Below are 19,223 nucleotides of genomic sequence, written 5' to 3' on the forward strand. Positions count from 1 at the left end.
TTGGAAAACTCTCTTTCCCCCTGCCTAGTACACCACGGCGTAAATAGAGCAACCATTTAATATCCCTAAAAAGCACATTCCATAATACTTTTGACTTTTGACTTTTGACTTTTGACTTCCGCCTTGCGGTACTATCCTAATAGGCAAGGTACTGCAATGCTGTATCCCTGTGCGTAATCAATTCCTAGTGCCGTAATTTGCTCTAAAATCGCTTCATTCTCTACAAACTTAGCAATCGTCTGAATACCCATCACACTGCTAATGCGCGTGATTGCTGTTACAATTGCATCATCCACAGGATTATCGACAATGTTACGAATAAAGCTGCCGTCAATTTTGAGGTAATCCACAGGTAGAGACTTGAGATAAGCAAAGGATGACATCCCCATCCCAAAATCGTCCAACGCGAAGCGACAGCCCATCTGTTGAAGTGACTCAATGAACTGCTTGGCTTTTACGAGGTTGGCGATCGCCACAGTTTCGCTAATCTCAAAGCAAATGCGTTGGGGTGAGATCGGGTGTAGGGTAAACTGCTCATACAAGAAGTCAATGAATTGATCGTCGTTGATACTAGAGCCAGAGAGGTTAATCGCATAGATGCTTTGTTCATCGCCACCGAGCGTTAGCCCATTTCTGAATAGAGTCCGAATCACCCAGCGATCGATCAGATGCATTAAGTTGTAGCGTTCTGCTGCTGGAATAAACGCCATTGGCAGCACTAAATTTCCCTGCTCATCCCAAAGCCGCAGCAGAACTTCATAATGGTTGCCGTTTTGATCTTTCGGAGTAATAGCGGCAATCTTTTGAGCATAGAGACAAAACCAATCACTTTCCAAAGCTTGAGAAATGCGACTAACCCACTGCATCTGGCCACGCTGTTGCAGTTGCTCCTGGTCGTCAGTCTTAGCAACGTATACGCGGTTGCGCCCCCGGTTCTTCGCGGTATAACAAGCTGCATCAGCCGTGCTGATAATCTCTGCAAAGCTCTCGCTATTCGTGTCGATACCAACCAAGCCGATACTTACTCCAATTGAGAATACCTGCTCTTGCCAAACAAACCGGAACTCTTGAACACACTCACGCAGTTCATTGGCAACTCGTAAAGCTTGCTCCGGCATACACTGATTGAGCAATACTCCAAATTCATCGCCCCCTAACCGTGCCAGTGTGTCAGTTTTCCCAATCTTCTCCTGCAATAAGACAGTAATTTGACGCAGTAATTCATCTCCAGCCAGATGACCACAGGTATCATTTACGATTTTGAAGCGATCGAGATCCAAATAGCATAACCCGTGAACCTGGTAGTCTAACTTGGCAAGGCGTAATGCTTGTTCAACCTGCCGCTCAAACTCCTGGCGATTTACCAATCCGGTTAAGGCATCATGGCTTGCCTGCCAGGATAGCTGAAGCGCAAGCTGGCGGTTCTGAGTCACGTCATGAAACACCATAACCGCGCCAATAACTTGTCCTTCACGATTGCGAATGGGCGCAGCTGAATCTTCAATCGCAATCTCTTGAGCATTCTCAGTAATTAAGACGGTATGGTTTGCTAAATTTACAATTCGATTTTCCTCTAATGCTTGCTCAATTGGGTTCTGAACTGGCTCGTGTGTCGTTTCATGCACAATTTTAAAGACTTTTACTAACGGCAACCCTTGTGCCGATGTTTGAGTACATCCAATCAGAGATTCTGCAACCGGATTGAGATATTGAATCCTGCCAAACACGTCTGTGGTAATAACTGCATCTCCAATCGATTGCAACGTCACCTGAGCTAATTCTTTTTCTTGAAAAAGTGTTTCTTCGATTTGTTTAAGAACTGTGATATCCCGTCCCACCGATTGAAATTCTATAAAGCATCCTTGCTCGTCAAACAGCATTCGGTTATGCCACTGACTCCAACGCACCCCATCTGCCACAACCACGCGACTCTCAATGATGACTACAGGATTATCAGCACTCATTGAAGCTATTAATTGAGCAACTCGCTCCCGATCTGCCTCAAAGACAATCGGTTGATAGCAGCTGCCGATCAGTTCCTCTGGCGATCGCCCAAAATAAAGTGCAAAAGCTTGGTTGACAAAGGTGAGTGTACCGTCTGGTAAATATCGGGCAATGAATTCAGTCTGATCTTCCACAATGGCACGGTAGCGAATCTCACTTTGTTTGAGAGCAATTTCTGCTTGCTTGCGTTCGTTGAGTGCGGCTTGCCGTTCGCTAATTTCCCTCTCCAGTTCTCGATTGGCTGCCTCCAGCTGTGCAGAACTGGGGAGAGCAAGTGCTTTTGGTATTAAAGGTATAAGTTCGCAAGCTGTATACAGTGAAACTATGGCTGTAATAGCTTTAAGGCAACCACTTAACCAATAAGTTGGATACCAGAGCGTCCAAATCTCCATTATGTGGGTAGTGCCACAAGTAACAATAAATGTTGCAAATAGTATAAATATCCAGTTAAAAGGTAAATCTTGGCGCTTGCGGACAAAATAAAGTAGCGTGATGGGAATAGAATAATAAGAAAGGGCAATTAAACTGTCAGATACAATATGGAACCCCACTAATTCTGGTTTCCAAAGATAGCAATGACCGTGGGGAATAAACTGTTTATAACCAAAAAGGCTTTTCCCAAATTCCAGCATCACGTTATTTCAAACACAAGTTGTTTGCTCTCGATCTTAGTTATTTATAATACTAAAAGTTTTTCAGTATTAAGTAACTTGTCGCCACAGTCATCGCGGATATTTTATCATAACTGGCGCACCCCGTAACGGCAAAAGTTCCATCCTTGCCAAGTACACCACATCATGAAAATTGCTGTATTATTTGTTACTATAGGTGCAGATGTACGCGTAAAATTCCTTGAATTACCTGTTGTACAGCTTCTTTACTCAAGCTGCCATCTACTTGAACAATTCGTGAGGGATAAGATGCGGCTATTTGCACGTATCCTTGCTGAACACGCCGATGAAAAGCGATTGTCTCTTGTTCAATGCGGTCTAGTCCCACTGGGTCTCTTAGTTTGCGGGCTAGTCCAACTTCGACATCGACATCTAGCCAAATAGTTAGATCGCTTTCTAAACCACCAGTAGCAATATTGTTAAGCTGATTGATTAAACTCATGTTCAGACCGCGACCATATCCTTGGTAGGCAATGGTAGAGTCAGTGTAGCGATCGCATAAAATATATTTCCCGGCTGTGAGATTTGGTTTAAGTTCTTGTTCAACGTGTTGCGATCGGTCAGCAGCATATAACAAGAGTTCTGTCACCTCTGCAACTGGTTTATCCTCTGCCTTTTCTAGTAGCAAGCGGCGAAGATGTAAACCTAACTCTGTTCCCCCTGGTTCGCGAGTTACCACAACAGTTACACCTAGACTTTCCAACCACTCAGAACAAAGCTGCATTTGGCTGGTTTTGCCACACCCTTCCACCCCTTCAAATACAATTAATTTGCCACCCATGCTATAAACTGATTCGCTGACGTTTCATCAGATCAAGAATAGCGCGAAGTGCAAAATTAACCTGCAATTGCGTAGGCGTAGCCCATCGTAGATATCGCTGTCTATGATTTAGTTACCTGAAAATTACTGTAACTTAAACGGTATAATATCTCGCCAGCTTTGGGCAGAAGCAATATGCCTTCATCCTCTCGATTAGCCCATTCAGTGACTTGAATAGTCGCGGGGTGACGATAATTTAAGTTATGAGCAGCACAGCGTTCAGCAGAAATGCCAGTAGCTAAAGTCACGCAAATCCGCGCTTGTTCTCCTTTTATCGGGTCAAAAGTACCCATCCCTTTTAAGTGAGTACTATGGGCCAGCACTCCTGCAGGATACTCTTGGAATTTATGCCACTGTTTGAGAAAGTAATCCCGCAGATGATAGCCAATTTGGGAGAGGATTTCGCCGTGTGTATAGCTATCGGTAATGTGAGGCGCATATATAATTACCTCACCTGCGTCAGCAACCACGGTTTTCCGAAACGTCTGGCGGGCGTATGGTCAATAATTTTTTGCCCGCGTTCGGTCAAACTACCATCAGAATTTAAGAGTAAATCTCGATTTTGTTCCCCAATAAAAAAACCTGGTGCGATCGCATTTACTCGCATTCCATCACCATACTTTTGGGCGAGTTCTACAGCTAGCCAGCGAGTAAAGTTATCTATCCCCGCTTTCGCGGCTGAGTAGCCAACCACACGGCTAATCGCTCGAATGGCAGACATGGAAGAAATATTCACAATGCAACCGTGAGGCTGACTTATTTCCACCATTGCTTGACCAAAAACCTGACAAGGTAGGAGAGTACCAACTAAGTTGAGGCTAACCACTTCCTCAAAAGCAACGCGAGGCATATCAAAAATAGTTGCATCAGGAGAAATTGTGGCAGCCGAAATATTACCGCCAGCCATATTTACCAAGATATCTATTTCACGCCAACCCTGTATAATAAATAATATCCCTAGCAATTTCTAATTGGGAGCGATCGCTAACATCTGCGACCACAGCGATATCTTTCTCCAGCGTTAGCAGTAATCTCAGCCACCACCGCCCCCGTTCTGACTTCATTGCGAACCAAAACGGGCTGCGGGATTAGCTAACAAAGCTGGATCTACATGACCGTGTGGGCAGACTAGAGGTAACGCAGATATGCTATCAAAAAATTGATGGGCTAGTCGTCTTTGAACTGGTTCTGGGGAAAAACAGCGATCGGCAGATAAACTCGGTTTTTTAGTTAACATAATTTTTGTTTGATTAAAATTCCTGATATAAATTGTTTTAAATTTTAAATTGTTAATAGTGCTGCACTACTACCACGCTGTACTAAAAAAGGAGATAAAACGCGGTTTTCCACAGTTTTTTCTTCTAATAAATCGAGTAACATTTGCATGGCTATGCCACCAATTTCTAACATTGGCTGGCTAACTGTAGTTAGTGGCGGCGTCACGTAACAACCCAGAGCAATACCATCAAATCCGACGAGACTTAAATTTCGCGGTACTAAAATACCTAATTCTTGACAAGCTAACAAAGCGCCAACCGCCACCATATCGTTGTAACAAAAGATGCCTGTAACTTCCGCAGTCAAGAGTTTAGATAGCATATTTTGCCCAGTGCTAACATCGCTGGTTCTGGTATCATATTCGTCACTAATTGAAACCCAATCAGTATTTGGTGCTATACCAGCCTCAGCAAGGGCCATTTGATATCCTTCTAGGCGCTGCTGGTTCGACCTGCTGCGATCGCCTACACCTAGATAACCAATAGCGGTGTGTCCCAAACTAATTAGATGCTCTGTGGCTAATTTAGCACCTAAGCGATCGTCTATTGCTACTGAGTGAAATATTTCGGATTGATCTTCAGTCTGGCTATTAATCAGAACTGTTGGCACAGCAATTTGCGTGAGTTGTTTAGTATGCTGTCTACCAATTCGTGAGTCGGCTATTAAGATCCCGTCCACTCTACGGCGATGAAAGGTATCAATAGCTGCCATTTCCTGCTCAAAATCTCGGTGTGAAGCACTCAACAAAACACTCAAACCTGCTGGTTTGGCTATCTTCTCGATTCCCTCTACCACCTCTGCAAAAAAGGGATCAGAAATTGAAGTTACTACTACACCAATAGTATTAGTACGTTTATTTTGCAAGCTTTGAGCAATCGCATTCGGCACATAGCTCATCTCCTGCGCCAGTCGCTTAATTTCTTCTCTGACTTTTGGGCTAATGAGAGCGTTATCTCGCAAAGCGCGTGAAACTGTAGAATGAGAAACGCCTGCTCTGCGGGCAATATCTTCAATTGAAATTCTTCGTTTATTCATTATTTTATCTTAGCTTTTAAATATTGCACACGTGTGCAAATGTATGTATTATAGAAAAGAATCGTTATTTGTCAAAAAATAATACAACTTACATTTTGCATGGAAAAGAGTTAAAAGTCCTCACTTTTACTCCGTTTATAATTACAACTACAATTTACGAATTACAAATTCCGAATTAGTTGAACTTTTATTAAGAAAAAAATGATTATCCTCGTAATGGGTGTGTCTGGTTCTGGAAAAACCAAAACAAGTGCTGAAATAGCAAGGCTTTTGCTCTACCTCTGCTGATTGGCTACTCAATTGCTACTCAACTGAGCAATTTTTACCCCAGTTTTTAGCGATCGCAAGCAACAATTGTGCTATTCAGATGCTACTCATTTTTGGCGATCGCGCTTTATAACAGTTGGCTGTCTGCGTTGCCGAGTTGAACGCCTACCACATTCCCTCTGACGGGCGAGAACAGCTACCCCCTGATATCCTTCCACTGGATGCAGGGCGATCATTTATCATTCTATTCATCTCGACAGTAAAAGCCTTAAAGCCTGCCAAGTGATAAAAACGGAATTATGCCTAATCGCTACTACAAATTAGTTGGACAAACCCCGGTTGCTGTTGGGTCTTTCATGGAGTGGTCTTTGTGGATAATGTCAGCCAATATCACAGTTATGCTCAACGAACTTAAAGACTCTATAATTTCAACTAGATTTGTCGGCATAGACTTAAACCCTGGGAGCAGCAACTCTAATTCTCAACCGATGGTGTTTGAAACTTTGGTCATGGGTGGGGCACTCGATGGAAAAAGAAACTTTTACCCCACTTGGGACGAGGCGATACAAGGACATCTGAAAATATGCACTCAAGTTTTTAAACTTTCAAATCACTAGAGTGAATCAACACCACATAAATTGCAATCGCTGATGGGGATGGCTCATTTTTGAGGGATTAGAAGTAACTAGTACCGCAAGGCGAAATTCACGCATTCACGCATTCACGCATTCAAATTCAAAATGAATACAGTATAAGCGTTTCATTGATTTGGAATGGGTGGTTTCTTTACGCCGTGACGTACTAGTGATAGAAAAGAATGGGGATTTAGCCGAATGGTACTAAGAAAAGCTGAAATCTCCTTGCTAGCAGGGTGTTGGTGGCGAAAGATCACAAACTCATTGGCATCAAAGGCCATTTCCTTCATGTAGCGATCGCCTGTCGCAGCAAATAAGCGTTATCGTTTAGCGACTTTCATGGTTTCCCATAGAATAAGACAGATTGCGTAATTGTCCAGCGCATTGAAGGCAAACGTCAATGCGAAATTCACACAAATGGAGAAGTTTTATGACAGGTAAACTTACAGGTAAAATCGCACTGGTGACAGGTGGTAACAGTGGGATCGGACTCGCGACAGCCCAGCGGTTTGTAGAAGAGGGGGCTTACGTCTTTATCACTGGTCGTCGTCAAAACGAACTTGATGCTGCGGTAAAGAAAATTGGAGAAAATGTCATTGCTGTTCAGAGTGATGTGTCAAATCTCGCAGATATTGATCGCCTTTACACTACGATTAAGCAGGAGAAAGGACACCTCGATATCCTCTTCGCTAACGCTGGAAGCGGCGAACTTGCTCCACTTGGCTCGATTACCGAAGAGCATTTCGATAAGACCTTTAATACCAATGTCAAGGGTTTACTTTTCACCGTACAGAAAGCACTGCCATTGATGTCAGAGGGTTCATCGATCATCCTTAATGCTTCGATCACTTCGATTAAGGGTACTCCAGCGTTCAGCGTTTACAGCGCGACCAAAGCCGCTGTGCGATCGTTTGCCCGAAACTGGACACTCGACCTTAAAGAGCGCAAGATTCGCGTCAATGCCATCAGCCCCGGTGTAGTTCCTACTCCTGGCTACAATCTCATGGGATTGAGTGAGGAACAGGTGCAAGGATTTGTGGCAAACCAGGTTGAAACTATCCCCCTTGGGCGGGTGGGTACAACGGACGAAATCGCTAAGGCGGTTGTTTTCCTTGCCTCGGATGACAGCAGCTTTGTGAACGGCATCGAACTGTTTGTCGATGGTGGTATGGCACAAGTTTGAATGGATACCAATGATCTCTTTGTTGAAATTTCACGGGCGATAGACAAGCGATCGTGGTATCTGGTATCTGCCAACGATCGCATGATTTCACCAGAACTAGAGCGTTTTATGGCAAAGCGGATCGGGGCAACCGTTATTTCATTACCATCAAGCCATGTCTCAATGGTTTCCCATCCAACTGAAGTCGCAAATCTGATTATTGAAGCTGCAAAGGCAGAGGAGCCTCAAGCTAAAGTTCATTAACCTTAATTGGCGTTGCAACGAGATGCGCGACGTAAAGTTGTGCGTAGAAGTACTCTATATAACCTTACAATGAATAAAGTCATGACCACATTTCGCACGGTTTCGATTGATGGTTTGGATATCTTTTATCGAGAAGCTGGCTCCCGCAGTAATCCAACAATTCTGCTATTGCACGGCTTCCCGACCTCATCTCACATGTTTCGCAATGGCAGGAGTATTTTCGCAAATATCAGCCACCAACTCTGATTGTTTGGGGTAAGAATGACTACATCTTCCCCCCAGAAGGCGCTCATCCCTACAAGCGCGACCTAAAAGACGTAGAGTTGCATTTACTTGATACGGGACATTTTGCCCTAGAAGAGGAAGGAGATGCGATCGCAGACCATATCCGTCGCTTCATTACAACTCACGTTGTGAAGGAGGACATCATCCCAGTCCCCAGTAGGAAATAATCTCGGCTGGGAAGGGATGTCGATAGTAACTGATTGTCATTCCATGATTATTGCTCATCAATTCCTACTGTCAAGCCAGTTAACTTGACAGTGCAGGGCAAAAACATCTAAATTACTCTTGATCGCAACGAAGGTTAAGAACCAACAAAAAAATTTTTCCTTTCGCGTTTGATTATTTTTTAAGCCCCAAAGCGATGCCTGCGGCGGGCTATGCCAACGCTGAAAGTTTTCGCAATAAGCAAGAGTTAATGATATTAGTTTGAAATCTATTGAAAATATACCTTGCTTATTGACATGATGCGGCTGCCCTACTTGACAGTGCCACTTCAACAAATTATCCACCATCTATAAATCCAAGGAGGACTTATGATTAGTCAAGCAAACTCACAAGCGGTGAAAGTTTTGGAAGTCGCAGACGATCCGCGTCTTTCTAGGGAAGTGAAGGCATTTTTGAAATTACTGAATTCAAGTGATGGTTCGCCTTTAGAGACATTACCTCCACTCGAAGCGCGTCAAGTGCTAGTAGATGCACAGGCTTCCGTTAAAGTGGATCTTTCAGGCATTGATGAGTCTGAGAAGACGATTACCGCTGATGGTTATCCGATCACGCTAAACATCGTGCGACCTGAAGGTGTCAAAGGTACATTGCCTGTTTTCATCTTTATTCATGGTGGCGGTTGGGTGTTAGGCGATTATCCAACTCACAAACGCATGGTTCGCGATCTCGTCGTGCTTTCAGGTTTTGCGGCTGTCTTTGTCAACTACACTCGAACTCCAGATGCTCAGTATCCGCAGGCTGTCAATGAGATATATGCCGCTACCAAATGGGTAGCCGAGCATGGTGAGGAGATTAATGTTGATGGCAAAAATCTGGCAGTAGTCGGAAACAGTGTTGGCGGTAACATGACGGCTGTAACCACTTTGATGGCGAAAGCGAAAGGGGGTCCGCAGATTAAGTTGCAAATACTGATGTGGCCGATCGTAGATGCTAATTTTGAAACGGATTCTTATCAACAATTTGGCGAGAAACGTTTCTTGACCACATCTCTGATGAAGTGGATGTATGACCTCTATACGACAGACCTGGAAAAACGCAAAGAAATTTATGCCTCTCCGCTACAGGCTACTGTTGAGCAATTGAAAGGATTGCCTCCGGCGTTAGTTCAGGTTGCAGAAAGCGATGTCTTGCGTGAAGAAGGCGAAGCATATGGACGCAAGCTAGATGAAGCAGGGGTAAAAGTGACAACTGTGCGTTACAACGGTATGATTCATGACTTCGGACTGCTGAATGGTTTAGCCGAGACTCCGGCAACCCGTTCTCTTTTTGTCCAGGCAGCCGCTGAACTGAAGAAATATCTGCAATAGAAAACAATCGTTTCTTTTACCGCAGTTGCAATTACAGCAGAATTCAAGTATTTGAACCACATCTGTTGTAGGGGTGCAAGGCCTTGCGCCCCTACCGCGTGGTCTATTTACCTGAAAATAGCTGTAAGCTTCGTTCTTGTCAGGTTTTGGCGAGCAGCTAGCTACGCTGGGCGGTTACGCCATCGCGGGCTTGAGACTGCTCTGACTTATCCAATCTTCATTGGCTTCTTGGGGTCGGGTTTTGACTGGCGCGATCGCTTAGTGCCATCCTGTCTATTCATCGATCCAGAACTGGCTCATGTGGGTTTGACTGAAACTGAAGCACAGCAACAAGGATATGCCATTCACGTGGCAAAGGTCGATGCGTCAGCCGTTCCCAGAGCGAAAACACTTGGTCAAACCGATGGACTGCTGAAGGCGATCGTGGATACAGACACAGGTCGGATTTTAGGGTGTTCCCTGTTGTGTCATGAAGCAGGTGAAGTAATTTCAACAGTGCAGATGGTGATGCAAGCTCAGATGACCTACACCGTTCTGCGCGATGGTATTTTGACTTATCCCACGATGACTGAAGGGTTAAATATATTGTTTTCCAAGTTGTAAGAACGCAGTAAGTAAAGACCCAAGAACTTAGCAACTACCAATGAGGAGTTGAATTATGCAGGTTAATTCCCAGGAAAAATCTACCCGCTTGATCGCTTTTGCGGTCAGTCCTGACTGTGAAAAAGCACGATGGGCATCATGAACTACGGAATACTCTTGCTGGAGCATTTGTGCTGCGTTTATTTCGTGAGGAAAGGCGAAATAGTTTTCGCTTAACTAGCTTGGTTCAAGGATGAAGGTGAGCATGGATACTGAAACCAGTTGGATTCTATAGTGTTGTATCATATCCAGTGAAAGACTTATTCATACCACAGTGGGCAAGAGCCAGGGAGAAAAGAGTTTTAGATTTTTGCATAGATATATCGAACGATCGTTAATTAACTAGACTTGATGTAACAGAGTGCTTTCAATACTAAAGTCATTGGAACAGGTATGAAACTAAAAGATAAAATTGCACTGGTTACAGGTAGTAGTCAAGGGATAGGACAGGCGATCGCAATTCGTCTAGCACAGGAAGGAGCAAGTATTGTTATCAACTACCGCTCTCATCCTGAAGGTGCGGAAGAAACCTTGTCGAAAGTAAAGGCAGCTGGTGGTCAGTGCCATATAGTAGACGGGTTTGCAATTCAAGGAGATATAGGTACGGTTGCCGATGTGCAGCGCATGATTGCAGACAGTATTTCCCACTTTGGCAAGCTAGATATCTTAGTTAACAATGCAGGCATCGAAAAAAACGCCGATTTTTGGGATGTGACTGAAGCCGATTACGATGCTGTCATGAATGTGAATCTCAAAGGAATATTCTTTGCCACACAAGCATTTGTGCAACACCGACTAGAAACAAAGCAACCTGGCAAGATTATTAATATTAGTTCCGTACACGAAGAATTACCCTTTCCGCACTTTGCTGCCTACTGTGCTAGCAAAGGTGGCTTGAAAATGCTCACCCGTAATTTAGCTGTGGAACTGGCTCCTCATGGCATTAATATTAATAATGTTGCGCCAGGGGCAATCGAAACTCCCATCAATACTAAACTTTTAAACGATCCACAGAAGTTAGGGGCACTCCTGAAAAACATTCCCTTGGGACGATTAGGACAACCAGGAGATGTTGCGTCTATGGTGGCATTTCTCGCATCTTCTGAGTCAGATTATGTAACAGGGACAACATTTGTTGTTGACGGTGGATTGCTCTGGAATTATCAAGAGCAATAGAAAGGCAAAGGGTCAGGGGAGCAGGGGGCAGAGGAGCAGAGGAGTGGAGTTCAAAGACTCATTAATGGAGTTCAAAGCCTCATTAATGGAGTTCAAAGCCTCATTAATGGAGTTCAAAGACTCATTAATGGAGTTCAAAGACTCATTAATGGAGTTCAAAACCTCATTAATGGAGTTCAAAGACTCATTAATGCAGTTCAAAGACTCATTAATGCAGTTCAAAGACTCATTAATGGAGTTCAAAGCCTCATTAACGGAGTTCAAAGCCTCATTCCCCATTCCCAATTCCCAATGCCCATTTTGAATTTTAAATTTTAAATTTTGAATTCGGAGCGAAGCGACGTGACTCCAGAAGAAGTAAGATTGCAGCAGGATCAAGAACGTGTTGCCTACTGGAAACGCTGGGGGCCTTATCTCAGCGATCGCCAATGGGGAACGGTGCGGGAGGATTATAGCCACGATGGTTCTGCTTGGGATTATTTTCCTCACGATCATGCCCGATCGCGTGTTTACCGTTGGGGCGAAGATGGTATTGCTGGTATTTCCGATAGTCGGCAACGTTTGTGTTTTGCGATCGCGCTGTGGAATGGCAACGATCCCATTCTCAAAGAACGATTGTTTGGGCTAACGGGCACAGAAGGTAATCACGGTGAGGATGTTAAAGAGTATTACTTTTATCTTGACAATACGCCCACCCATTCCTACATGAAATGCTTGTACAAGTATCCCCAACAAGCATTTCCCTACACGCAACTCTTAGAAGAAAATCGACGCAGAAGCAAATTTGAACCGGAGTTCGAGCTACTTGATACGGGTATCTTTGCCGAAAACCGTTATTTTGATGTTTTCATCGAGTATGCCAAAGCCGCACCAGAAGATATTTTAATTCAAATTGCGATCGCTAATCGCAGTTCAGAAGTCAGCACACTCCACCTACTGCCAACACTCTGGTTTCGTAATATCTGGGCTTGGAATCTCGAAATTGAGAAACCTTTGATGAAAGTGGTTAGCTCAGATTCCAACTTCAGTTTAATTGAAGCCGAGAATTCTCACCTGGGAACTCGTTGGCTATACTGCCAAGGAGACACAGAACTCCTGTTTACCGACAACGAAACCAATTACGAACGATTATTTGGTTACAACAATGACTCACCTTATGTCAAAGATGGCATTAATGAGTATGTGGTGAATGGGAAAACAGCAGCCGTCAATTCCAGCCGTATAGGTACAAAGTTTGCCTCTCACCAGAAATTAATCATCAATCCAGGTGAAACTAAAGTTGTGCGCTTGCGGTTGAGTGATGTGCAAACACTGACAGATCCTTTTGGCAAAGATTTTGACACAATTTTCCAGACACGCATTGCCGAAGCTGATGAATTTTATCAGGGCATCTGTCCCTTCCCAACCTCAGAAGATGAGCGCAATATTCAGCGCCAAGCCTTTGCCGGCTTGCTATGGAGCAAACAGTATTATAACTATGTCGTTCATGACTGGCTCAAGGGCGATCCCCAACAACCGCCACCTCCACCGGAACGACAAGCTGGACGCAACCATGAGTGGATTTCTCTATTTAGCGAAGATATCCTCTCCATGCCAGACAAGTGGGAATACCCTTGGTTTGCTGCTTGGGATCTAGCATTTCACCTAATTCCCCTAGCTGTGCTCGATCCAAATTTTGCTAAGTTGCAGCTAGACCGCCTCACACGCGAATGGTATATGCAGCCCAATGGTCAATTACCTGCTTACGAATGGGCATTAGGTGATGTTAATCCCCCCGTGCAAGCGTGGGCAGCTTTGCGCGTTTATCAAATCGAGCAGAAGTTTTACAAAAAAGCCGATCGCGCTTTTCTGGCAAAGGTCTTTCATAAGCTGCTGCTGAATTTTACTTGGTGGGTAAATCGCAAAGATGTAGAAGGTAAGAACGTCTTTCAGGGCGGGTTTTTGGGACTGGACAACATAGGGGTATTTGACCGCAGCAAAGAATTGCCCACAGGCGGCCATCTCAATCAAGCAGATGGTACAAGCTGGATGGGAATGTACTGTTTAAATATGCTAGCGATCGCCCTAGAACTTGCTGAAGAAGATTCTACCTACGAAGACATTGCTAGCAAGTTCTTCGAGCATTTTCTTTACATTGCCGATGCCATTGACGGCATTGGTAATGCAGATATTTCGCTATGGGATGAAGAAGACGGCTTTTACTACGATGCCCTGCATTTACCCGATGGACGGCAATTTCCGGTAAAAGTACGCTCAATCGTAGGGTTAATTCCCCTTTACGCTGTCACAGTCTTGGAATTAGAAACTTTACAACGTTTTCCCGGCTTTAAGCGTCGGATGGAATGGTTCATTCGCAATCGCCCAGATTTAAAAGATAATGTCGCCTGTATGGAAACACCAGGGGTAGGTGCAAGAAAACTATTAGCGATCGCTTACAAGACAAAATTACAACGTATTCTGCAACGGATGCTCGACGAGAATGAATTCTTGAGTGATTACGGAATTCGTGCCATTTCCAAGCATCACCTCAAAGATCCTTATATCTTACATCAAGGCGAACATGATTACTGCGTTCGTTACGAACCCGCCGAATCTACCACAAGTTTGTTTGGCGGTAACTCTAACTGGCGTGGCCCGATTTGGTTCCCGGTAAACTATTTAATTATTGAAGCACTCCGGAAGTTTCATGACTACTTCGGAGATAGCTTGAAGGTGGAATATCCCACAGGTTCCGGGCAAGAAATGACATTACAGGAAGTAGCGATCGCCCTTTCTCATCGCTTAGTTGCAATTTTTGAGCAAGATCCTGCCGGTCGTCGTCCGGTATATGGCGGTCTAGAAGTATTTCAATCCGATCCCCATTGGCGCAACTATATTTTGTTCCATGAATACTTTCACGGAGATAACGGGGCGGGTATTGGAGCTAGTCATCAAACAGGCTGGACAGGATTAGTCGCCGCGCTAATTCTCCAAAATGCTGAACACCGGGCGCAAGAGCAGCATGGAAAGATTTAGAAAACATTTATCAGAATACTTAATGGAAGCAGCAGAACTGGGATTATTTCTGATTGCTGCGGGAGTATTCACCTGTGTGTTTGAGTATCCTGGTTCCCCGATTCATTAAGCAATTCCCAATGGCGATTTGCGTCGGTTTTTAATTGGTGTGGTCATGGGGACAATAGCAATTACCCTGATTTATTCGCCTTGGGGCAAGCAATCTGGCGCTCACATTCTATCGTCTGGGAAAAGTCAAACGTCAGGATGCTATTTTTTATATTCTGTTTCAAAGTTTGGGCGGATTGTTTGGGGTTTATTTGGTGACATTATTGTTGGGTCAGGTGTTCACCAAAGTGCCGTGAACTATATCGTCACCGTGCCTATTTTATTAGCCCAGATTTTTGCCAAGCTTACTTTTTTAGGACGTATTCATCCCGTTTCTACAGGTGTTGAACCCTCCTAAATTGGCTACGGTATTGCTGTATGGGAATGGCTTATTAGGGGCTGCTGCCTCCAGTCAGGCATTGAGTCTCTGACTCAATGAATGCATTCCCAGTCGGACACTGGGAACGAGAACGAAAAAAGTCTCAAGCTAGGTTTTTAGAACTTGTGTGTACACCGTACCTAGCTATCACTCAGGGAATGAGACAATACTAACTTGCGGCTAAATTGCCCCAACTTACGTAGGGTAATTTTGCAGCAGTTGCCCGAACTTGGTCAGCGTTAGCTACTAACTGACCGCAAGCGTCCCAAGTCCCAGAAATAAATGTGCTTCTTGTCCCTTCACCGATCGCAACTGCGGCAGTGTAATCACCTATTTGCACTTGCAAGGTTTCCAAATCCACTGTCACGGCGGCTTGGGGATTGGTAGCGACTAAATCTTGCACTTGTTTAACAGTAACAGCATCGGCACTCAGACAAGGTATGCCCATTGCCACACAGTTACCGAAAAAGATTTCCGCAAAGCTTTCGCCGATTAAAGCTTGGATTCCCCATTTTGCGATCGCTTGGGGTGCGTGTTCCCGTGATGAACCACAGCCAAAGTTACGATTAACTATTAAAATATTCGCGCCTTGGTACTGGGGTTGGTCAAAGGCATGTTCACCTTTAAGTGCTGTCCGGTCGTCGATAAACGCGCCTTCGCCTAACCCATCAAAGGTAACAGCTTTCAAATATCGCGCCGGAATGATGCGATCGGTATCTATATCATTGCCCACTAAGGGTATACCGCGCCCTGAAATTGTTTTAACTTCACTCACCATAATTTTTATATAGAAAACGAACCGCAAAGAACGCAAAGGACACAAAGAAAGAAAGAAAAGTTTAAGAGACTTATCTCTGCCACGAAGTGGGGTTACAGTAACTCGCGTACATCAGAAACTTCGCCTTTAATTGCAGCAGTGGCGACCATCGCCGGACTCATTAACAATGTCCGACCGGAGGATGAACCCTGTCTTCCTTTAAAGTTGCGGTTGGAGGAAGAAGCGCTGATTTGTCTTCCTTGTAGCTTATCGGGGTTCATGGCTAGGCACATGGAACATCCCGGTTCGCGCCACTCAAATCCGGCTTCCTGAAAGATTTTATCCAATCCTTCAGCTTCTGCCTCTTCTTTCACCCTTTCCGAACCAGGGACAACGAAGGCTTTGATTCCCTCTGCAACGTGGCGACCTTTAGCGATTTTCGCCGCTTCTCGCAAATCACTAATTCTGCCGTTGGTACAACTACCAATAAAGCAGACATCTATTTTTGTGCCCTTGATGGGTTGACCGGGATATAAATCCATGTAGCGGTAAGCTTCTTCGGCAATAAATCGGTCTTCTTCCAGCAGTTCTTCCGGTTGAGGTATTGACTGGTTGACACCGATACCTTGATCGGGAGTAATGCCCCAGGTAACGGTAGGAGAAATTTCCGCAGCGTCAAATACCACCACATCATCATATTGGGCATCTGCATCACTCTTGATGGATTCCCACCAAGCCACTGCTTTATCCCAATCTGGATCTTTGGGTGCAAAATCTCTGCCTTTGAGGTAATCGTAGGTGACTTGATCGGGATTAACGTAGCCGCATCTAGCACCGCCTTCGATCGCCATATTGCAGACAGTCATCCTCTCTTCCATATTCATTTGGTCAAATGTCGTACCGGCAAATTCGTAGCCATAGCCCACACCACCTTTAACGCCAAGGGTGCGGATGATATGCAGAATGACATCTTTGGCATAAACTCCTGGGTTGAGAGTGCCGTTAACTTCAATTTTGCGGACTTTCAGTTTCGACAGGGCAAGAGTTTGGGAAGCGAGAACATCCCGAACTTGGCTAGTACCAATACCAAATGCGATCGCACCAAATGCCCCATGACTGGAAGTGTGACTATCTCCACAAGCGATCGTCATTCCTGGCTGAGTCAGCCCAAGTTCGGGAGCAATAACGTGAACTATACCCTGACTGCCAGAACCGATGTTGTAAAAAGTTATGTTATTTTCTTGACAGTTATTTTCGAGCGCCTGAATCATTTCCTCTGCCAAGTTATCGGCAAAGGGACGCGCCTGATTTTCTGTGGGCACAATATGATCGACTGTGGCAACAGTCCGCTCTGGAAACAGTACCTTTAGATCCCTCTCGCGTAACATGGCAAAGGCTTGGGGACTGGTGACTTCATGAATTAAATGAAGCCCGATAAATAGTTGCGTCAGCCCTGAGGGAAGTGTACCAACGGTGTGTAAGTCCCAAACTTTGTCAAACAGGGTACCTTTGCTCATACGTCAATCAATATTTAAAGAGTCCGGTCTTAAATAGTATCAAAAAAAAGTCTTAGTTTTTACAGATTGCTTCATATTACTTACAGCTTTGCAGTTGAGGGGTGAAATTTAAACGCTCCAGAAGGGCAGAGGTAAGCGCAAAGGTACGCAGAGAATTTATGAATGTAATTTACTCGCCTTTTAAACAGCAAAAGCGCAAATTATCCGAAATATTGAGATGCAAAGATGTAAATAACTTTATCCTTATCAACAAGGATATGTTGAGACAATACGAGATAATTGCACTACCAGCTTTATGCCCATAGATTTACGGGAATTTTATCAGGCTAGCGATCCCAGCAGAACTCTGTTTGTTAACAATAGCTCTGATGGCAAGTATTATATAGATTTTTCCTCAGTACGAGGTGGTGATATTCTTGGCAAGCTGAAGCAGAAAATTACTTTTTTTAAGCCGAATGAACCCACTTGCACTTTATTTACTGGGCATATTGGTTGTGGGAAATCGACAGAATTATTACGCTTACAGGCAGAACTGGAAAAGTTAGGCTTCCACGTTGTCTATTTTGAGTCCAGTGATGACTTGGAAATGACCGATGTCGATATTGCTGATGTGCTGCTAGCGATCGCTCGTCGTGTGAGTCAAAGTCTGGATAAAATTACTCTAGAGTCACCCAATAAGTTTAATGAGTTGCTGCAAGGTGCTTGGAAGGTCTTAAACTCCGAAGTGACGGGGGTAAAAGTTAAGGTTCCGAATGTCGGCGATTTTGGTGTCACCTCTGAAAAAGAAAAGCTTTCTCTGTCTGTGGGCATTGGTGAGATCACGGCGAAGATGAAAAATGACCCAACGCTGCGAGAAAAACTCAATCAGTATTTAGCACCGCAAAAAACTAAGCTGCTGGAAGCGATTAATCAAGAATTATTGGAACCTGCGATCGCTAAACTCAAACAGCAGGGTAAAAATGGTTTGGTGGTAATTGTCGATAATCTTGACCGCATAGATAATCGTGCCAAACCTTGGGGTCGTCCGCAGCAGGAATATTTATTTGTCGATCAAGGTGAGTTTTTGACAAGGCTTAATTGTCATCTCCTCTACACTATGCCCTTGGCTTTGAAGTTTTCCAATGATTACGGAATGCTGACTCAGCGTTTCCCAGAAGATCCCAAGGTGTTACCAATGGTACCTGTACAAAGGACTGATGGCAGTGTTCATCTAGAGGGAATGGCACTCATGCAGCAGATGGTACTAGCTAGAGCTTTTCCTGACTTGACACCAGAGGAGCGTTTAAATAAAATTACTGAGATTTTTGATAGTGCTACTAGCCTAGAGCGCTTATGTAAAATGAGCGGTGGTCATGTGCGGGACGTGCTGAGGCTACTAAATACCTGGATTATGGAAGAGATGAGTCTTCCCCTAACTCGTGCAACCTTAGAGCAAGTGATTCGTTCTCGGCGGAATGAAATCATGTTACCGATTTCTGAGGATGAGTGGCAACTGTTACGTCATGTCAAGGAAAGAAAAAAGGTGAGTGATGACCAGGGATATCAAAAACTGATCCGCAGTCGGTTTGTGTTTGAATATCGGGATGGTGGCGAGTCTTGGTTTGATGTTAATCCTGTTTTAGCTGAAGCAAGAGAGTTGAACGTTTCTTAACGGTAGGGTGTGTTATGGCTTCCGTAACGCACCATTTCCTGTTTCC

General features: G+C 44.4%; 23 protein-coding genes and 1 pseudogene. 13 read left to right on the forward strand and 11 right to left on the reverse strand.

Annotation, left to right across the window (positions count from 1 at the left end; translation table 11 throughout):
• Positions 1-131 precede the first annotated feature (131 nt).
• The 8 genes from NLP_RS21210 to NLP_RS35615 form a co-directional block, all read right to left on the reverse strand.
• The gene (locus NLP_RS21210) at positions 132-2,636 is read right to left on the reverse strand and encodes an EAL domain-containing protein (protein WP_104908112.1); all 2,505 of its coding nucleotides are present in this window, start codon (positions 2,634-2,636) and stop codon (positions 132-134) included.
• A 190-nt stretch (positions 2,637-2,826) separates the two neighbouring features.
• Positions 2,827-3,456: a dTMP kinase gene (gene tmk, locus NLP_RS21215; protein ID WP_104908113.1), complete on the reverse strand. Its 630-nt coding sequence runs from the start codon at positions 3,454-3,456 to the stop codon at positions 2,827-2,829.
• Positions 3,457-3,557: 101 nt separating this feature from the next.
• On the reverse strand, positions 3,558-3,965 hold the full coding sequence (locus NLP_RS21220; protein WP_199784661.1) for a hypothetical protein: 408 nt from the start codon (positions 3,963-3,965) through the stop codon (positions 3,558-3,560).
• The gene (locus tag NLP_RS21225; protein WP_234017372.1) at positions 3,941-4,402 is read right to left on the reverse strand and encodes an SDR family NAD(P)-dependent oxidoreductase; all 462 of its coding nucleotides are present in this window, start codon (positions 4,400-4,402) and stop codon (positions 3,941-3,943) included. The genes NLP_RS21220 and NLP_RS21225 overlap by 25 nt, the downstream gene beginning before the upstream one ends.
• Before the next feature lie 19 nt (positions 4,403-4,421).
• On the reverse strand, positions 4,422-4,559 hold the full coding sequence (locus tag NLP_RS34270; protein ID WP_199784663.1) for a hypothetical protein: 138 nt from the start codon (positions 4,557-4,559) through the stop codon (positions 4,422-4,424).
• Positions 4,556-4,732: a hypothetical protein gene (locus NLP_RS21230; RefSeq protein ID WP_234017009.1), complete on the reverse strand. Its 177-nt coding sequence runs from the start codon at positions 4,730-4,732 to the stop codon at positions 4,556-4,558. Before NLP_RS21230 ends, NLP_RS34270 begins: the two co-directional genes overlap by 4 nt.
• 44 nt (positions 4,733-4,776) lie before the next feature.
• Positions 4,777-5,808, reverse strand: coding sequence for a LacI family DNA-binding transcriptional regulator (locus NLP_RS21235; RefSeq protein WP_104908114.1), 1,032 nt, complete (start codon positions 5,806-5,808; stop codon positions 4,777-4,779).
• Between the two features lie 374 nt (positions 5,809-6,182).
• Complete coding sequence (locus NLP_RS35615) at positions 6,183-6,311, reverse strand: hypothetical protein (protein WP_267894883.1); 129 nt, start codon at positions 6,309-6,311, stop codon at positions 6,183-6,185.
• Positions 6,312-6,374: 63 nt separating this feature from the next.
• Between NLP_RS35615 and NLP_RS21240 the strand changes: the two genes are divergently transcribed.
• The 8 genes and pseudogenes from NLP_RS21240 (at position 6,375) to NLP_RS35105 (ending at position 10,556) form a co-directional block, all read left to right on the forward strand.
• Entirely contained in the window at positions 6,375-6,692 is a 318-nt protein-coding gene (locus NLP_RS21240) for a hypothetical protein (protein ID WP_104908115.1), read from the forward strand.
• Between the two features lie 448 nt (positions 6,693-7,140).
• Positions 7,141-7,893, forward strand: coding sequence for a glucose 1-dehydrogenase (locus NLP_RS21245; RefSeq protein ID WP_104908116.1), 753 nt, complete (start codon positions 7,141-7,143; stop codon positions 7,891-7,893).
• Entirely contained in the window at positions 7,894-8,136 is a 243-nt protein-coding gene (locus NLP_RS21250) for an alpha/beta fold hydrolase (protein WP_104908117.1), read from the forward strand. It abuts the gene before it with no gap.
• Between the two features lie 81 nt (positions 8,137-8,217).
• Positions 8,218-8,382, forward strand: coding sequence for an alpha/beta fold hydrolase (locus NLP_RS35100; RefSeq protein ID WP_234017010.1), 165 nt, complete (start codon positions 8,218-8,220; stop codon positions 8,380-8,382).
• Positions 8,382-8,441, forward strand: a pseudogene (locus tag NLP_RS35855) (hypothetical protein); the annotation flags it as partial. The gene NLP_RS35100 and the pseudogene NLP_RS35855, both read left to right, overlap by 1 nt.
• 18 nt (positions 8,442-8,459) lie before the next feature.
• Positions 8,460-8,588, forward strand: a complete 129-nt coding sequence (locus NLP_RS35620; RefSeq protein ID WP_267894884.1) for a hypothetical protein — start codon at positions 8,460-8,462, stop codon at positions 8,586-8,588.
• Positions 8,589-8,954: 366 nt separating this feature from the next.
• Positions 8,955-9,953 carry an alpha/beta hydrolase gene (locus NLP_RS21265; RefSeq protein ID WP_104908119.1) on the forward strand — a complete coding sequence of 333 codons (999 nt, stop codon included), beginning with the start codon at positions 8,955-8,957 and terminating at the stop codon, positions 9,951-9,953.
• A 51-nt stretch (positions 9,954-10,004) separates the two neighbouring features.
• Positions 10,005-10,556 carry a hypothetical protein gene (locus NLP_RS35105; RefSeq protein ID WP_234017011.1) on the forward strand — a complete coding sequence of 184 codons (552 nt, stop codon included), beginning with the start codon at positions 10,005-10,007 and terminating at the stop codon, positions 10,554-10,556.
• A 27-nt stretch (positions 10,557-10,583) separates the two neighbouring features.
• Here the strand turns inward: NLP_RS35105 and NLP_RS33405 are convergent, their stop codons facing one another.
• The gene (locus NLP_RS33405) at positions 10,584-10,724 is read right to left on the reverse strand and encodes a hypothetical protein (RefSeq protein WP_158680485.1); all 141 of its coding nucleotides are present in this window, start codon (positions 10,722-10,724) and stop codon (positions 10,584-10,586) included.
• Between the two features lie 264 nt (positions 10,725-10,988).
• Here NLP_RS33405 and NLP_RS21275 point away from each other — a divergent pair, with 264 nt between their 5' ends.
• The 4 genes from NLP_RS21275 (at position 10,989) to NLP_RS34275 (ending at position 15,231) form a co-directional block, all read left to right on the forward strand.
• Positions 10,989-11,771, forward strand: a complete 783-nt coding sequence (locus NLP_RS21275) for a glucose 1-dehydrogenase (protein WP_104908120.1) — start codon at positions 10,989-10,991, stop codon at positions 11,769-11,771.
• Positions 11,772-12,113: 342 nt separating this feature from the next.
• Positions 12,114-14,786 carry an MGH1-like glycoside hydrolase domain-containing protein gene (locus NLP_RS21285; protein ID WP_104908121.1) on the forward strand — a complete coding sequence of 891 codons (2,673 nt, stop codon included), beginning with the start codon at positions 12,114-12,116 and terminating at the stop codon, positions 14,784-14,786.
• Complete coding sequence (locus NLP_RS35625; RefSeq protein ID WP_267894885.1) at positions 14,773-14,895, forward strand: hypothetical protein; 123 nt, start codon at positions 14,773-14,775, stop codon at positions 14,893-14,895. The genes NLP_RS21285 and NLP_RS35625 overlap by 14 nt, the downstream gene beginning before the upstream one ends.
• A gap of 18 nt (positions 14,896-14,913) precedes the next feature.
• Positions 14,914-15,231, forward strand: coding sequence for a hypothetical protein (locus tag NLP_RS34275; protein ID WP_234017392.1), 318 nt, complete (start codon positions 14,914-14,916; stop codon positions 15,229-15,231).
• A gap of 190 nt (positions 15,232-15,421) precedes the next feature.
• On the opposite strand, the gene leuD is transcribed toward NLP_RS34275, so the two are convergent.
• Positions 15,422-16,030, reverse strand: coding sequence for a 3-isopropylmalate dehydratase small subunit (gene leuD, locus NLP_RS21295; protein ID WP_104908122.1), 609 nt, complete (start codon positions 16,028-16,030; stop codon positions 15,422-15,424).
• Between the two features lie 92 nt (positions 16,031-16,122).
• Positions 16,123-17,526: a 3-isopropylmalate dehydratase large subunit gene (leuC, locus tag NLP_RS21300; protein ID WP_104908123.1), complete on the reverse strand. Its 1,404-nt coding sequence runs from the start codon at positions 17,524-17,526 to the stop codon at positions 16,123-16,125.
• 295 nt (positions 17,527-17,821) lie between these two features.
• Here leuC and NLP_RS21305 point away from each other — a divergent pair, with 295 nt between their 5' ends.
• Positions 17,822-19,177 carry an AAA family ATPase gene (locus tag NLP_RS21305; protein ID WP_104908124.1) on the forward strand — a complete coding sequence of 452 codons (1,356 nt, stop codon included), beginning with the start codon at positions 17,822-17,824 and terminating at the stop codon, positions 19,175-19,177.
• Positions 19,178-19,223 lie beyond the last annotated feature (46 nt).

Source organism: Nostoc sp. 'Lobaria pulmonaria (5183) cyanobiont' (genome assembly GCF_002949795.1).
GTDB lineage: Bacteria > Cyanobacteriota > Cyanobacteriia > Cyanobacteriales > Nostocaceae > Nostoc.

Coding starts and splice junctions, on each gene's coding strand:
- NLP_RS21250 (WP_104908117.1), top strand. CDS start 7,894: ATGGATACCAATGATCTCTTTGTTGAAATTTCACGGGCGATAGACAAG.
- NLP_RS21225 (WP_234017372.1), bottom strand. CDS start 4,402: ATGGCTGGCGGTAATATTTCGGCTGCCACAATTTCTCCTGATGCAACT.
- NLP_RS33405 (WP_158680485.1), bottom strand. CDS start 10,724: ATGCTCCAGCAAGAGTATTCCGTAGTTCATGATGCCCATCGTGCTTTT.
- NLP_RS21275 (WP_104908120.1), top strand. CDS start 10,989: ATGAAACTAAAAGATAAAATTGCACTGGTTACAGGTAGTAGTCAAGGG.
- NLP_RS21235 (WP_104908114.1), bottom strand. CDS start 5,808: ATGAATAAACGAAGAATTTCAATTGAAGATATTGCCCGCAGAGCAGGC.
- NLP_RS35625 (WP_267894885.1), top strand. CDS start 14,773: ATGGAAAGATTTAGAAAACATTTATCAGAATACTTAATGGAAGCAGCA.
- leuC (WP_104908123.1), bottom strand. CDS start 17,526: ATGAGCAAAGGTACCCTGTTTGACAAAGTTTGGGACTTACACACCGTT.
- NLP_RS35100 (WP_234017010.1), top strand. CDS start 8,218: ATGACCACATTTCGCACGGTTTCGATTGATGGTTTGGATATCTTTTAT.
- NLP_RS21245 (WP_104908116.1), top strand. CDS start 7,141: ATGACAGGTAAACTTACAGGTAAAATCGCACTGGTGACAGGTGGTAAC.
- NLP_RS21210 (WP_104908112.1), bottom strand. CDS start 2,636: ATGCTGGAATTTGGGAAAAGCCTTTTTGGTTATAAACAGTTTATTCCC.
- leuD (WP_104908122.1), bottom strand. CDS start 16,030: ATGGTGAGTGAAGTTAAAACAATTTCAGGGCGCGGTATACCCTTAGTG.
- NLP_RS21305 (WP_104908124.1), top strand. CDS start 17,822: ATGCCCATAGATTTACGGGAATTTTATCAGGCTAGCGATCCCAGCAGA.
- NLP_RS21230 (WP_234017009.1), bottom strand. CDS start 4,732: ATGTTAACTAAAAAACCGAGTTTATCTGCCGATCGCTGTTTTTCCCCA.
- NLP_RS21265 (WP_104908119.1), top strand. CDS start 8,955: ATGATTAGTCAAGCAAACTCACAAGCGGTGAAAGTTTTGGAAGTCGCA.
- tmk (WP_104908113.1), bottom strand. CDS start 3,456: ATGGGTGGCAAATTAATTGTATTTGAAGGGGTGGAAGGGTGTGGCAAA.
- NLP_RS35615 (WP_267894883.1), bottom strand. CDS start 6,311: ATGATCGCCCTGCATCCAGTGGAAGGATATCAGGGGGTAGCTGTTCTC.
- NLP_RS34270 (WP_199784663.1), bottom strand. CDS start 4,559: ATGAAGTCAGAACGGGGGCGGTGGTGGCTGAGATTACTGCTAACGCTG.
- NLP_RS21240 (WP_104908115.1), top strand. CDS start 6,375: ATGCCTAATCGCTACTACAAATTAGTTGGACAAACCCCGGTTGCTGTT.